The organism is Capnocytophaga sp. G1920 (assembly GCF_051417515.1).
In genome coordinates, this window is record NZ_JBPRKH010000009.1 from 96296 (window position 1) to 109204 (window position 12909).

General features: G+C 39.5%; 15 protein-coding genes and 5 tRNA genes. 17 read left to right on the forward strand and 3 right to left on the reverse strand.

The annotated features are described in order from the left end of the window. Nucleotides 1-34 precede the first annotated feature (34 nt). On the reverse strand, nucleotides 35-994 hold the full coding sequence (locus tag ACSQ7D_RS06935) for a ribonucleotide-diphosphate reductase subunit beta (protein ID WP_002675128.1): 960 nt from the start codon (nucleotides 992-994) through the stop codon (nucleotides 35-37). Between the two features lie 281 nt (nucleotides 995-1275). Between ACSQ7D_RS06935 and ACSQ7D_RS06940 the strand changes: the two genes are divergently transcribed. The 17 genes from ACSQ7D_RS06940 (at nucleotide 1276) to gldA (ending at nucleotide 11508) form a co-directional block, all read left to right on the forward strand. Next, nucleotides 1276-1491, forward strand: coding sequence for a hypothetical protein (locus ACSQ7D_RS06940; RefSeq protein ID WP_002675130.1), 216 nt, complete (start codon nucleotides 1276-1278; stop codon nucleotides 1489-1491). Nucleotides 1492-1497: 6 nt separating this feature from the next. Beyond that, on the forward strand, nucleotides 1498-2334 hold the full coding sequence (gene rfbD / locus ACSQ7D_RS06945) for a dTDP-4-dehydrorhamnose reductase (protein WP_437135738.1): 837 nt from the start codon (nucleotides 1498-1500) through the stop codon (nucleotides 2332-2334). A gap of 26 nt (nucleotides 2335-2360) precedes the next feature. Next, nucleotides 2361-2924 carry a LemA family protein gene (locus tag ACSQ7D_RS06950; RefSeq protein ID WP_437135739.1) on the forward strand — a complete coding sequence of 188 codons (564 nt, stop codon included), beginning with the start codon at nucleotides 2361-2363 and terminating at the stop codon, nucleotides 2922-2924. Nucleotides 2925-3076: 152 nt separating this feature from the next. Further along, the gene (locus ACSQ7D_RS06955; RefSeq protein ID WP_009419836.1) at nucleotides 3077-4000 is read left to right on the forward strand and encodes a M48 family metallopeptidase; all 924 of its coding nucleotides are present in this window, start codon (nucleotides 3077-3079) and stop codon (nucleotides 3998-4000) included. Between the two features lie 597 nt (nucleotides 4001-4597). Further along, nucleotides 4598-4671, forward strand: a tRNA-Thr gene (locus ACSQ7D_RS06960). 36 nt (nucleotides 4672-4707) lie between these two features. Next, nucleotides 4708-4789, forward strand: a tRNA-Tyr gene (locus ACSQ7D_RS06965). A gap of 21 nt (nucleotides 4790-4810) precedes the next feature. Continuing rightward, nucleotides 4811-4883: transfer RNA gene (locus ACSQ7D_RS06970), tRNA-Gly, on the forward strand. Nucleotides 4884-4895: 12 nt separating this feature from the next. Continuing rightward, nucleotides 4896-4967, forward strand: a tRNA-Thr gene (locus ACSQ7D_RS06975). Between the two features lie 65 nt (nucleotides 4968-5032). Then, nucleotides 5033-6220, forward strand: a complete 1188-nt coding sequence (tuf, locus tag ACSQ7D_RS06980) for an elongation factor Tu (RefSeq protein WP_034553965.1) — start codon at nucleotides 5033-5035, stop codon at nucleotides 6218-6220. A gap of 77 nt (nucleotides 6221-6297) precedes the next feature. Further along, nucleotides 6298-6368: transfer RNA gene (locus ACSQ7D_RS06985), tRNA-Trp, on the forward strand. A gap of 179 nt (nucleotides 6369-6547) precedes the next feature. Continuing rightward, complete coding sequence (locus ACSQ7D_RS06990; RefSeq protein WP_437135740.1) at nucleotides 6548-6988, forward strand: lipocalin-like protein; 441 nt, start codon at nucleotides 6548-6550, stop codon at nucleotides 6986-6988. Next, a complete protein-coding gene (locus ACSQ7D_RS06995) occupies nucleotides 6985-7446 on the forward strand; it encodes a hypothetical protein (RefSeq protein WP_437135742.1) in 462 nt (153 codons plus the stop codon). Before ACSQ7D_RS06990 ends, ACSQ7D_RS06995 begins: the two co-directional genes overlap by 4 nt. Before the next feature lie 227 nt (nucleotides 7447-7673). After that, nucleotides 7674-7883, forward strand: a complete 210-nt coding sequence (locus ACSQ7D_RS07000; protein WP_181831625.1) for a transcriptional regulator — start codon at nucleotides 7674-7676, stop codon at nucleotides 7881-7883. Further along, nucleotides 7871-8155: a virulence protein gene (locus ACSQ7D_RS07005; protein WP_181831626.1), complete on the forward strand. Its 285-nt coding sequence runs from the start codon at nucleotides 7871-7873 to the stop codon at nucleotides 8153-8155. Before ACSQ7D_RS07000 ends, ACSQ7D_RS07005 begins: the two co-directional genes overlap by 13 nt. Nucleotides 8156-8220: 65 nt before the next feature. Beyond that, nucleotides 8221-8697 carry an S-ribosylhomocysteine lyase gene (locus ACSQ7D_RS07010; protein ID WP_053581494.1) on the forward strand — a complete coding sequence of 159 codons (477 nt, stop codon included), beginning with the start codon at nucleotides 8221-8223 and terminating at the stop codon, nucleotides 8695-8697. A gap of 12 nt (nucleotides 8698-8709) precedes the next feature. Continuing rightward, entirely contained in the window at nucleotides 8710-10479 is a 1770-nt protein-coding gene (locus ACSQ7D_RS07015) for an aminopeptidase P family protein (RefSeq protein WP_437135743.1), read from the forward strand. A gap of 129 nt (nucleotides 10480-10608) precedes the next feature. After that, on the forward strand, nucleotides 10609-11508 hold the full coding sequence (gldA, locus tag ACSQ7D_RS07020) for a gliding motility-associated ABC transporter ATP-binding subunit GldA (RefSeq protein WP_437135744.1): 900 nt from the start codon (nucleotides 10609-10611) through the stop codon (nucleotides 11506-11508). A gap of 32 nt (nucleotides 11509-11540) precedes the next feature. Here the strand turns inward: gldA and ACSQ7D_RS07025 are convergent, their stop codons facing one another. After that, nucleotides 11541-12257 (reverse strand): LytR/AlgR family response regulator transcription factor, encoded by a 717-nt coding sequence (locus ACSQ7D_RS07025; protein ID WP_437135746.1) that lies wholly within the window; start codon nucleotides 12255-12257, stop codon nucleotides 11541-11543. Nucleotides 12258-12554: 297 nt separating this feature from the next. Continuing rightward, nucleotides 12555-12909, reverse strand: a 355-nt coding sequence (locus tag ACSQ7D_RS07030; protein WP_437135747.1) for a transposase, incomplete at its 5' end; no start/stop codon positions are given.

Here is a 12909-nt window from a genome sequence, read left to right on the forward strand (position 1 = left end):
AGGTAAGAAACTTACTTCTTACCTCTTATTTTATCTAAAACAAATCGTTTTCGCTAATACTCTTGTCGTGTTTAGTATAAGCAGTAGGGCGTTTGGCAAAGAAGTCGTCAAGCTCATTGCTGAACACTTCCTCCTCAAACCACATCATCGGTTTAGCTTCCTCTCCCGAAATACCAAAAGGCTTTCCTAATCCCAATTGTGTAAGCGAGTCGTCCAAACGATAACGCATATAGTTCGACAAGTCTTTTTTGCTAAAAAACTCCAATTCACCTTGTTCAAAAATCCAGTCTAGCATCTTGTCTTCCAAAGTGATATAACTACGGATAAAAGTAGTCGCATCTTCTTCGGCTTTAGCTTTCATTTCTGGATTTTCTTCAAATATCTTTTTGAGAATATAAATACCTGCATTGGCGTGTAACTGTTCGTCTACCGATGTCCACGCAATAATATTCGCTACGTTTTTCAAGAACCCTTTGAAACGCGTAAATGAAAGAATAGTAGCAAACTGACTGAACAACGAAGCATTCTCAATAATCAATGTGAAAAACAGAATCCGCTCCATAGCGTTCTCACGATTTTTAGCCAAGTATTCTTTTAATACATTACTGCGTTCTTTAAAAACAGGTACCTCCAATAAGTTTTCAAACTCGTTGTTGTAGCCCAAAACCTCCAATAAGCGTGCGTAAGCCTCGCTGTGGCGGAACTCACATTCGGCAAAAGTAGCCCCTAATCCGTTGAATTCAGGTTTAGGAAAGAGGTCATAGAGGTCTCCCCAGAAAGTCTTTACCGATACTTCCACTTGGGCGATACCTAATAGAGCGCGCTTTACAGCCTCTTTTTCCACAGGTGTTAACTCCGATTTAAAATCCTGAATATCGGCAGTAAACTCCACTTCTGAGTGTACCCAAAACGATTTGTGCATAGCGTTCACAAACTCCATAACCTCAGGATATTCAAAAGGTTTGTAGTTCTCGCGTTTGTCAAAAATTCCCATAATGATAAATGTTTTTTTTATGAATGTTTTAATGATGTTTTACAGAGCGCAAAGATAATAAAAATACTATAAACTCCAATAATTTTTCTAATTTTCTAATTCCCACATTCCCTAATTTTCTAATTTTTTTTTACCTTTTATCTTTTACCTTTTACCTAAATTCCTCCTGTTGATAACTCTGTTAATAACCTGTTAATTTAAATTGATAACTATTTTTTTGTCAATAATAAATTTATTCGTACTTTTGCCTCGTCAAACAATGATTAAACATTTATAGAACTATGGAAGAATTTGTAAAATTAGTAGAACACATTTTGTATATGGAGAATTTCAATACTGCAATTACTCCTGATTTAAAACAAAAGTTTATAGAGCTTAACAGAACTTATGGCAATAATGTGCCCGATAAGTATAAAGCAGACGTAAACAGATTATATAATAGCTTTCGCGATAAACAAAGCGTAGAGGTAGATAGTAACGCTTACGCTGTTAGCTAATAGTAAATGAATGTTTTAGTAACTGGAGGTAGTGGGCAATTAGGTTCTGAAATTCAGGCTAATTCTCACAAGAAAAGTTGCTACTATTTCACGGATATAAATAGCTTGGACATCTGTGATGTCCAAGCTATTCGTGCTTTTGTGCAACTCAATAATATTGATGTCATTGTCAATTGTGCAGCTTATACCAATGTTGATAAAGCCGAAGACGACTCAGCTCTCGCAACTCTTATCAATCATACAGCTGTCGAGAATTTAGCAACTGTTTGTAAAGAACACAACTTGCCTCTTATTCATATTTCCACCGATTATGTATTCGGAGGAAGTAAAAACACTCCTTATACCGAAACCGACCCAACCACACCTCTTGGGGTGTATGGGCGTACTAAATTAGCAGGCGAACAAGCAATACAACAAGCAGGCATTGAACATCTCATTATCCGTACAGCGTGGTTGTACTCATTGCGTTTCGGTCATAACTTTGTAAAGACTATTCAGCGCCTCAGTGCCGAACGTACTGAACTAAAAGTAGTATTCGACCAAGTAGGTACCCCTACCAACGCTTCTGATTTAGCCGATTTTATTGTGCAAGCAGTCGAAAACCTTTGGTATAAAGGCAAACGTGAGGTATATCACTTCTCTAACGAAGGGGTTTGCTCGTGGTATGACTTTGCAGTAACTATTGTAGCACAATCGGGTAATAATTGTAAAGTATTGCCCTGTCGTTCTGATGAGTTTCCAAGCAAAGTAACGCGCCCTGCCTACTCAGTGTTAGATAAAACCAAGCTAAAAAAAGACTTTAATTATCCAATTCCTCATTGGAGGCATAGTTTTAATTGTTAATATTAATTGTAATTATTAAATTAGATATGGGACTTATAATAACCATCGCAATCATAGTGATTGTAGTATTTTGGTACATTAGTGCCAATAATAGATTGGTAGCATTAACCAATAATCGTGAGAACGCCTTTGCTGATATTGATGTGCAACTCAAGCAACGTCACGACCTTATTCCTCAACTCGTAGCAGCTGTAAAAGGCTATATGACTCACGAGTCCGATGTGCTCACCAAAATCACTCAAGCGCGCAGTCGTGCTATGAGTGCTACTGATATAAACGATAAGATTGCAGCCGAGAAAGAACTCTCTTCTGCTATGGGCGCTTTCAATATCCAAGTAGAAGCTTATCCTGATTTGAAAGCGAATACTAACTTTATGCACCTCCAACAAGAAATTGCCGATATAGAAAATAAATTGGCGTCAGTGCGTCGCTTCTTCAACTCTACTACCAAAGAGCTGAATACCGCTATCCAATCGATACCTACTAACATTGTAGCAGGTTTCAAGAAAATGACTCCACAACCCTTCTTCGATTTGGGTACAGAACAACGCCAGCAGTTGGATAAAGCTCCAGAGATTTCGTTTAGCTAATCGAATGCACAGAAGATATATAAAGGAGATGTTTTATAGCGTCTCCTTTATTTGTTTTTTGAACATTGTTTGGTATTCTCATATAAAACTAATATCTTTGCCACTCCTATCCTTGCAAGTAAAGAAAAATTGCTAATAATAAAACTTAAATTATGCAATATCTTGGTATCCGACAACAAATCGCACGAAATAACACCAAGTCTGTTCTGTATTTATTAGCCTTCCCCTTGCTAATCCTTGCGGGAACCTATGCGGTATTGTATATGCTTAACGACCAAGATATAGAGGCTGTGAATGCTCAATTCCTTTCAGTAGTACCTGTGGTGCTGATAGGGGTAGCTATATGGTTTGTAATCTCCTACTTCTTCAATACCCAAATGATACAAACCGCCACCCACTCTCGTCCCTTAGAACGCCGTGAGAATATGCGGGTGTATAACCTCACCGAGAACCTTTGTATGAGCGTCGGAATGCCTATGCCCAAGCTCTATATTATAGAAAGCGATGCGCTCAATGCTTTTGCTTCTGGTATCAACCAAAAAACCTTTGCCGTCACCCTCACACGTGGTATTATCAACACGCTTAACGACGACGAACTCGAAGGGGTGATAGCTCACGAACTTACCCATATCCGCAACCGCGATGTCCGTTTGCTTATTATTACCATTGTGTTTGTAGGTATTTTTGCCACGATTGCCAATATCGCTTTCCGCACGATGCTCAACAGTCAGTTATATTCTTCACGCAACAGGCGAAACGAAAAGGGTGGGGGAGGAGCTGTTGTGCTGGTAGTCTTATTGGTAGCAGGGGTTGTCTATTTTTTTTCAATACTCTTTAAGTTGGCACTTTCTCGCAGTCGCGAATATATGGCTGATGCAGGAGCTGTTGAAATGACCCATAAGTCTTTGGCATTAGCCAATGCCTTAAAGAAAATCTCAGGGCACTCTACCATCGAAGGTGTGGATAACGACGAAGTAAAAGAACTCTTCATCGACTATAAAGCCGAAGGCTTTTTTGCAATGTTCGCCACCCACCCACCTATTCGCAAACGCATACAAGTATTAGAGCAATTTTAATGACTTATTTTAGCTCAAATCAACCAAAACATTCTTGTGCATAAGCTTACCTTCTACAACTCCTCTTGATTCTTTCAGTAAACGTACCTCCCCTATGTATCAATCACAGAAGTTTTCTTTCTTCATTCTTCGTCTTTTGTTTGTCTTTTCTTCATTCTAGACCCACTGTAGACCCACTGTAGACCCACTGTAGACCCACTGTAGAGCCACTGTAGACCCACTTATCCTTCGTTTAAACCTTATTACTTGTCCGTATGCCCCACACTTGCTCGTGCGGTTCGCATCGTACTTTTATTTACTTTTACATCACAAAGCTTTGCCAAAACCTTAAACTTTGGTAAAGTTGAAGTTACTCAAAAAGCTCTTTTTATCATCATTTTTATCTTTCAGTCTTAATTTTTGTATAAGCAAACCCTAATTTGCCAATTATTCACGTAAGCTAAAAAAACAGCAATAAAGTTAAAACATATTATTCAGAAAACACATCTGATATTCAAATGTTTGTATTTACAGTTAAAATATTTTAGTAAAAAAAGTGCTAAAAATTTTGTCAATAAAAAAAAATGTTATACTTTTGCGCTCTGTAAAAAGATAGACGCCGGCATAGCTCAGTTGGCCAGAGCACGTGATTTGTAATCTCGGGGTCGTGGGTTCGAATCCCTCTGCCGGCTCAAAAAAAGTACATATTTTAATAGTTCAAATATTCGGGGGAGATACTCAAGCGGCCAACGAGGGCAGACTGTAAATCTGCTGGTTTTACCTTCACAGGTTCGAATCCTGTTCTCCCCACTGTCATATTTTTATTTTTTTGCGGGAGTAGCTCAGTTGGTAGAGCGTCAGCCTTCCAAGCTGAATGTCGCGAGTTCGAACCTCGTCTCCCGCTCTTTTTTTGTATGCTGATGTAGCTCAGGGGTAGAGCACTTCCTTGGTAAGGAAGAGGTCACGAGTTCAAATCTCGTCATCAGCTCTGACGTATTTTGTACACACATCAAACACTCATTTATATAACTAAGATTTAAAATTTATTTAAAAATGGCAAAAGAAACATTTGATCGTTCCAAACCCCACTTGAATATTGGTACTATTGGACACGTGGATCACGGTAAAACAACTTTGACAGCCGCTATTACTAAAGTATTAGCCGACGCTGGTCTTTCAGAAGTTCGTAGCTTCGATTCAATCGACAACGCTCCCGAAGAAAAAGAACGTGGTATTACCATTAATACCTCTCACGTAGAATACCAAACAGCTACTCGTCACTACGCACACGTAGACTGTCCTGGCCACGCCGACTACGTAAAGAATATGATTACAGGTGCTGCCCAAATGGACGGTGCTATCCTCGTAGTTGCTGCAACCGATGGACCTATGCCTCAAACTCGTGAGCACATCCTCCTCGGTCGCCAAGTAGGTATTCCTCGTATCGTTGTGTTTATGAACAAAGTAGATATGGTAGACGACCCAGAATTGTTGGAACTCGTAGAACTCGAAATGCGTGAGCTTTTGAGCTCTTACCAATACGATGGCGATAACACTCCTATCATTCAAGGTTCAGCACTTGGAGCTCTTAACGGTGAGAAAAAATGGGTTGATAGCGTTCTTGCCCTTATGGACGCTGTTGATAAATGGATCGAACTTCCAACTCGTGACATCGATAAACCATTCTTGATGCCTATCGAAGACGTGTTCACTATCACCGGTCGTGGTACCGTTGCTACTGGTCGTATCGAAACTGGTGAAGCTAAAACAGGTGATGCAGTTGAAATCATCGGTATGGGTGCTGAAAAATTGACCTCTACTATTACTGGGGTTGAAATGTTCCGCAAAATCCTCGACCGTGGTGAAGCTGGTGACAACGTAGGTTTGTTGCTTCGTGGTATCGACAAAAAAGACATCAAACGTGGTATGGTAATCTGCAAACCAGGTTCTGTAACTCCACACGCTAAATTCAAAGCTGAGGTGTATATCCTTTCTAAAGAAGAAGGGGGTCGTCACACTCCATTCCACAACAACTACCGTCCTCAGTTCTACGTACGTACAACCGACGTAACCGGTACTATCCACTTGCAACCAGGTGTTGATATGGTTATGCCAGGTGATAACGTAACTATCGAAGTAGAATTGTTGCAACCTATCGCTCTTAACGTAGGTCTTCGTTTCGCTATCCGCGAAGGTGGTCGTACCGTAGGTGCTGGTCAAGTAACTGAAATTCTTGACTAATTAGCTTAGAAGGTTAGGTTAAATATTATTTAATACAAAAAAGTTTTGAGCATAAAAACTCAAAACTTTTTTAAAATACGGGTGTAGTTCAAGGGTAGAATAGCGGTCTCCAAAACCGTTGATGGGGGTTCGAATCCCTCCACCCGTGCTTAACATTGCTAAAGTTACAAACTTTGGCAATGTTTTTTTGTTTTTATCTTTATCTTCTAAAAATCATATCTTTGTATCACATTATTTTTTATCTTTTACCTGAATATACTCCATATTTTTGATGATAAATAAAAAAGTTGTACCTTTGTGGTGTCAAACCCAGAAACGATATTTCCAATGAAACCTCTTTATTTTTTCTTCTATATGCTCCTCGTTATGAGTTGTAGCAAGAGTTCCGATGATAGTTTTTCCAATCCTTTACAAGGCACGTGGAAACTTATAGCTGTGATCGACGAAACTGGAAATGGTAGAAAGCCTGATCCTACGGTAGCCGATTGTCCGGATTGTTATGTGATTACTTTTAATAATGATGGTACTCTCACAGGAAAAACACATACTAATTTGCTTAGGGGAAATTACTCTTTTAGTGCTGAAAGCAGTGTGTTATCAATTGAAAAAGGCTTAGGAAGCACTAACGCTGCTGAAACCGCTGATGGTGAGTTGTTGATAAAAATACTCACAGGTAAGAGTATTTGTGTTTTCAAAAACAATTTGCTAAAAGTAGTCAATCAAGATACTCAAAACATTAAAGAATCCTTACTTTTCGAAAAACGATGAAACCTTTTTACTTCTTTTTCTGTATGTTCCTCGTTATGAGTTGTAGCAAGAGTTCCGATGATAATAACGCTTTTGTTTTTACGTCTCTACTCAATAGCTATACGGGTTCTACTGCTTCTGTTACTCACCAGCAAGAAATTATTCATAGCGAAACCGAATTACAAGAGATTGCTAAAAAATGCGGTATAGAACACAAAATAGTCAAACTCCCTAAAATTAATTTCAACACTGAACAGCTGGTACTCATTTGGGGAGACATCAAAGGTTCGACACCATCGCAAATAGAGGTAATCTCGGCTATAGAATACGATGACTACATAGAAATCATCACCGAAAGCAAAGTAACAGGAGATGCCTTGGCACTTAGTCGTCCTTTTTGTATTATTAAAACGACTAAAACACATAAGAAAATGGTGATTAAGAGTAATATCTCTACTGGTGGAATTATAGGTTCTTGAAACAATATGCCTAAAACATTTGCTTTTTAACGACAGGTTTAATACCTTTGCAGTGTAGTTTATTAGGTGTCAGGGGTCAGGTTTCAGGCGTTAGCGTTTTATCAGAAACTCTCTGAGTTTCTTTGAGAATTTAGAAGCTCTCAATAAATTAAATATCAATTAACAACAAGTTAAAATATAAAGGTATCATTTCTTACCTCTTATCTCTTACCTCTTAGCTAAATAAAATGGAAAGCAAATTTAATATAGGACAACGTGTGTGGGTTTCTCCTCAACTCACAGGAAAACCCGATTGGGTAGAAGCTACCGTTACCGAAATAGAACAAAATCCCTTTATAGGAATTGTCATTGAAGTAAAGACGGACAATGACGAATTATTCTTTGAAAAAGAAGATATGTTTAAACCCGTAGAAGAGGAAGAATTATGCAGGCTATAGCTTTTGACTTAATAGTTTCTGAGCTAAAGAAACATTATAAAGATCCATATCACAACGCTTATGCTGAAATTAGAAAAGTACTTAAGCAAAATAATTTTTATTGGATACAAGGGAGTACTTATGCTACTGAAGGCGATTTGCGAACCCTTTTTCGTGCTATACAAAGCCTAAAAAATATCAAATGGTTCTGCCTTTCAGTAAGAGATATTCGCGCTTTCAAAATAGAAGACTACTCCGATTTTACTCAAGAATTTCAACTAAATATCAATTAACAAAAAATCAAGAAGTAAAAGGTATCATTTCTTACCTCTTATCTCTTAACTCTTAGCTAAATAAAATGGAAAGAATAGCAAGTTTTTGTATCGACCACCTCAAACTCGAGCGTGGCATTTATGTATCGCGTAAAGACTATGTAGGCAACGAAGTGCTTACCTCTTTCGATATCCGTATGAAGCTCCCTTACCGCGAGCCTGTACTTGGCAGTCCCGAAACGCATACTATCGAGCACCTCGCCGCTACTTGGTTGCGCAACAATCCCGAGTGGAAAGACAAGATTATCTATTGGGGGCCTATGGGCTGTATGACCGGTAATTACCTCATTCTCGCTGGTGACTATACCTCTAAAGATATCGCCCCCCTGATTACCGAACTCTTTGAGTATATCGCTAATTTTGAAGGTGACATTCCTGGTGCATCGGCTTTAGAATGTGGCAATTTCTACAACAATAACCTCCTAATGGCGAAGTATGAAGCTAAGAAATATTTAGAAACTCTTCACCACCTCACCGATAAAAATCTGAATTATCCAGAATAAAAACTATAAACAATGAATACACCTGAAAAATTATCCCTCTTGCGCTCTAAAATGCAAGAAAACCACATCGACGCTTTTGTGGTATTCAGCGCCGACCCTCACCTTAGTGAATACCTCCCAAAAGAATGGCTCGAACGCGCTTGGCTCTCTGGATTTACAGGCTCTGCGGGTTTTGTAGTCGTTACCAAAGATAAAGCCGGCTTATGGACGGACTCTCGCTACTTTGTACAATCGGCTATCGAGCTCAAAGGCTCTGGCATCGACCTCTTCAAGGACGGTGTAGAAGGCACTCCCGATTATGCCGATTGGCTCGTATCAGTACTTCCTGCTGGGGCTACTGTGGCACTTAACGCCTTGGCAACCTCTCACATAGCTTGGGAAAAACTACAAGCTACTTTAGCCACTCACAACATCAAATTGGTACATAAACCTCTCATCGACCTTATCTGGACAAACCGCGAAAAAGACCCTCTTCATCACATTTTCGTACACCCCGATAAATGGGCAGGACAAACCGTAGCCGAGAAACTCACCGCTATTCGCAAAGCAATGGCTACCCACCGCACTACCTTGCACCTTATCACTGCCTTAGACGATGTAGCTTGGACACTCAATCTCCGCGGTAGTGATGTGGCTTACAACCCTGTATTCCTCGGTTATATTGCTCTATCCGATAAAGAAGCGACCCTTTTTGTAGATAAAGCTAAACTCACCCCTGAGGTAGAAAATCATTTGGCAGCAGCCAAAGTAAACGTGCGTGCTTATGATGAGTTCTACAACTATTTGGCTACCGTAAAAGGACAAAATATACTCCTCGCCCCTAATACGAATCAAGCGATATTTGAAGCCCTCCAAAAGGACAATAAACTCGTGCAAGCTCCCGCTCCTGGCAACCTGATGAAAGCCGTGAAGAACGCTACCGAGCTCGAAGGTTTCCGCACCGTAATGGTACGCGATGGGGTAGCAATGGTGAAGTTCCTCTACTGGCTCACCCACCAAGTAGGCAAAGAACCAATGACCGAATACAGCATTGGCAAGAAGCTACGCGATTTCCGTGCCGAAGGCAAAAACTTTGTAGGTGAAAGTTTTGGCAGTATCATTGGTTATCAAGGTAATGGTGCTATTGTGCACTACTCAGCTCCTGAGCACGGCAGTAAAGAGGTACACCCCGAAGGTAGCGTTTTGGTAGACTCTGGCGGACAGTATCTTGAAGGCACTACCGATATCACTCGTACCATTCCATTAGGCAAAGTAAGTCAGCAGTTTATAGACGACAGTACCCTCGTACTCAAAGGAATGATACAACTCGCAATGGTACAATTCCCAAGAGGTACTCGTGGTGTTCAGCTCGACGCCTATGCACGTATGGCACTCTGGAAAAACCACAAGGACTACGGTCACGGCACTGGTCACGGGGTAGGTAGCTTTATGAACGTACACGAAGGACCTCAAAATATTCGTAAAGACCTCAACCCACAAGTGCTATTAGCGGGTATGGTATGCTCCGACGAACCTGGGGTATATCTCGAAAACCAATACGGTATTCGTCACGAGAACCTCATTACGGTGCGTGAAGTAGCTACCAATGAGTTTGGTACGTTCTACGATTTCGAGACCCTCACCCTTTGTCCGTTTATGCCCTCAGGCATCAATGTGAGTCTCCTTACCGATGTAGAGCGTAAGTGGCTTAATGCTTACCACAAAACCTGTGAAGAGAAACTCGCTCCCCTTTTGGAAGGCGATGTAAAAGAATGGTTCTTAACTCTTGTAAAACCTTTGTAGTTTAGCTTCTATTTGTTTTTAAATATACTGAAGGAAGGCTACCTAAAGCTCTATTGGGGTAGCCTTTTTTAATTATTACGCTTGCCAATTGTTTATTATTTTGTACTTTTGAGCCCAAAATATAATAAGATGTCTGTAGAAGTTCAACAACTAACAAAAATATACGGACAGCAAGTGGCTGTCAATGCTATCAGTTTTCAACTTGAAAAAGGTGAAATTACCGGCTTTTTAGGACCTAATGGCGCAGGTAAATCTACGACTATGAAAATGATTACAGGAGCGCTTACCCCTACTGATGGAATAATAACAGTAAATGGCATTGATATACTAAAAAATCCTATTGAAGCACAGAGAACAATAGGGTATTTACCCGAACACAATCCGTTGTATACCGAAATGTACGTGCGAGAATACCTGCGCTTTATGGCTGAACTATACCCCAAAGTCCCCTCCGATAGAATTGAAGAGGTAATTGCTCTTACAGGGCTTTCTTCTGAAAGCAATAAGAAGATAGAGGCGCTCTCCAAAGGCTATCGCCAGCGTGTAGGCTTGGCTTCTGCGCTTATTCACGACCCCGAAATTCTTATACTCGATGAACCTACCGCAGGGCTCGACCCCAATCAGCTGGTAGAAATACGCCATATTATCAAAGAGTTAGGTAAGCGTAAAACAGTGTTGCTATCTTCTCATATTATGCAAGAAATTCAAGCTTTGGCTGACCGTGTGATTGTATTGCATAAAGGTAACATCGTGTTAGATAAGAAAATGACCGAACTGCAAAACAAAGAACAAATTATAGAAGTAGCTTTTGATTTTCGTGTCGAAGAACGCCTCTTACGCGCTTTGCCTAACATCGTATCAGTGCATAATGTCTATGATTTTCTATATCAGTTACAGTTCGATACCTCAGAAGATATGCGCCCCACTGTATTTGATTTTGCCAAAGAAAACGGATTGAAAATACTACAAATTAATCACAAACATAAAGACTTAGAAGAAACCTTTATTCAACTAACGGCTAATAATTAAAAAAGTTGCTTGATTTTTTCAAGCAACTTTCTTTATTGACCATTAGGTATTATTTTATTCAGAAACGCCTCCCTACAATTCTCAGCAATCGTAATGCGTTGTTTGCCAAATACTATTTGGTTGCGCTCCACTACTTTCACTTTGTTCAAAGCTACTATAAACGACCTATGCACTCGCATAAACCGTTCTTCCGGTAATTCCTCTCCCAATTTCTTCAAACTCATCAGCGTTACAATAGGTTGTGGCTGACTGTTGAGGTATATTTTTACGTAATTTTTAAGACTTTCTATATACAAAATATCATCATACATCACCTTTATTTGCTTGTAATCCGCCTTTACAAACATATAATCCTGCGCTACTTCGAGCGGTTTTTCAGTAACAGAAGGTGTGCTTAATAGCAAAGCCTTTTGAGCCGTCTCCAAAAACTCAGCATAATCAAAAGGTTTCAATAAGTATCCAATAGAGTTTACCTTATATCCCTCAATAGCGTATTGGTCAAAAGCCGTAGTGAAAACAATTTTAGTAGAGGTGGGTATCTTTTTAGAAAGCTGGAGCCCTGTAAGCTCAGGCATTTGGATATCCATATAGATAAGGTCTGGCGTACTACCTTCATATAAGAACGTCAATACATCAATAGCATTGCTAAATTTGCCGACTAACCTCAGAAAAGGAGTCTTTATCACATAACTTTCTAGCAGTTGGAGTGCCATAGGCTCATCGTCTACAATGATACAAGTAAGTTGCATTTTGCCACAGATATAAAATTCCAAAGGCAAAGATACACTTATTTTTCTGTTATATACCCAAATAATAATATTTTTTCCGCCCCCACACTCCCACTAAGCTCCTCCCACAAATTTGCTAATTTCCAAATTCTCTAATTTGCTAATTCTTTTTTCTGTCATACTCCCCCCTAGTGCCTATGCCCTAAGCCTCGCACATCACCCATTTTCTCATTTTCAATTTTGCTAATTCTCTAATTATGTCACGTCCTAAAAAAGGTTGTCATAATTAATTATTGTTTTATTAGTCAATTTTTTTCATTAAGCTACCTTTTGAAAGTACACCTGATCAGGAGTTTTTAAGTTCAATGCATAGTGAGGACGTTTTTGATTATATGTCTTTATAGCCGAACATACCGCACTAAGAGCTTGTTGTTCAGTATTAAAAGTAACTCCTAAATTAAACTCTTGCTTGAGAATCCCATTGATACGCTCCGTGTGAGCATTTTCATAACAGTGATTCTCCTGAGTCATACTAATTTGAATGTCCTCTTTTTGCAATAACAATATATACTCTTTGCAACAATATTGAACTCCTCTATCCGAATGATGTATTAAAGACTCTGACCTTTTCTTCCCTTTTAAAGCCTTCTTCAAAGCCTCTAAACACCCTTCA

Excerpts from the sequence above, each read along its gene's own strand:
- ACSQ7D_RS07005 (WP_181831626.1), top strand. The coding sequence starts at position 7,871 with ATGCAGGCTATAGCTTTTGACTTAATAGTTTCTGAGCTAAAGAAACAT.
- ACSQ7D_RS06950 (WP_437135739.1), top strand. The coding sequence starts at position 2,361 with ATGGGACTTATAATAACCATCGCAATCATAGTGATTGTAGTATTTTGG.
- ACSQ7D_RS07010 (WP_053581494.1), top strand. The coding sequence starts at position 8,221 with ATGGAAAGAATAGCAAGTTTTTGTATCGACCACCTCAAACTCGAGCGT.
- ACSQ7D_RS07025 (WP_437135746.1), bottom strand. The coding sequence starts at position 12,257 with ATGCAACTTACTTGTATCATTGTAGACGATGAGCCTATGGCACTCCAA.
- ACSQ7D_RS06935 (WP_002675128.1), bottom strand. The coding sequence starts at position 994 with ATGGGAATTTTTGACAAACGCGAGAACTACAAACCTTTTGAATATCCT.
- rfbD (WP_437135738.1), top strand. The coding sequence starts at position 1,498 with ATGAATGTTTTAGTAACTGGAGGTAGTGGGCAATTAGGTTCTGAAATT.
- ACSQ7D_RS07000 (WP_181831625.1), top strand. The coding sequence starts at position 7,674 with ATGGAAAGCAAATTTAATATAGGACAACGTGTGTGGGTTTCTCCTCAA.
- ACSQ7D_RS07015 (WP_437135743.1), top strand. The coding sequence starts at position 8,710 with ATGAATACACCTGAAAAATTATCCCTCTTGCGCTCTAAAATGCAAGAA.
- ACSQ7D_RS06955 (WP_009419836.1), top strand. The coding sequence starts at position 3,077 with ATGCAATATCTTGGTATCCGACAACAAATCGCACGAAATAACACCAAG.
- ACSQ7D_RS06940 (WP_002675130.1), top strand. The coding sequence starts at position 1,276 with ATGGAAGAATTTGTAAAATTAGTAGAACACATTTTGTATATGGAGAAT.
- ACSQ7D_RS06995 (WP_437135742.1), top strand. The coding sequence starts at position 6,985 with ATGAAACCTTTTTACTTCTTTTTCTGTATGTTCCTCGTTATGAGTTGT.
- gldA (WP_437135744.1), top strand. The coding sequence starts at position 10,609 with ATGTCTGTAGAAGTTCAACAACTAACAAAAATATACGGACAGCAAGTG.
- tuf (WP_034553965.1), top strand. The coding sequence starts at position 5,033 with ATGGCAAAAGAAACATTTGATCGTTCCAAACCCCACTTGAATATTGGT.
- ACSQ7D_RS06990 (WP_437135740.1), top strand. The coding sequence starts at position 6,548 with ATGAAACCTCTTTATTTTTTCTTCTATATGCTCCTCGTTATGAGTTGT.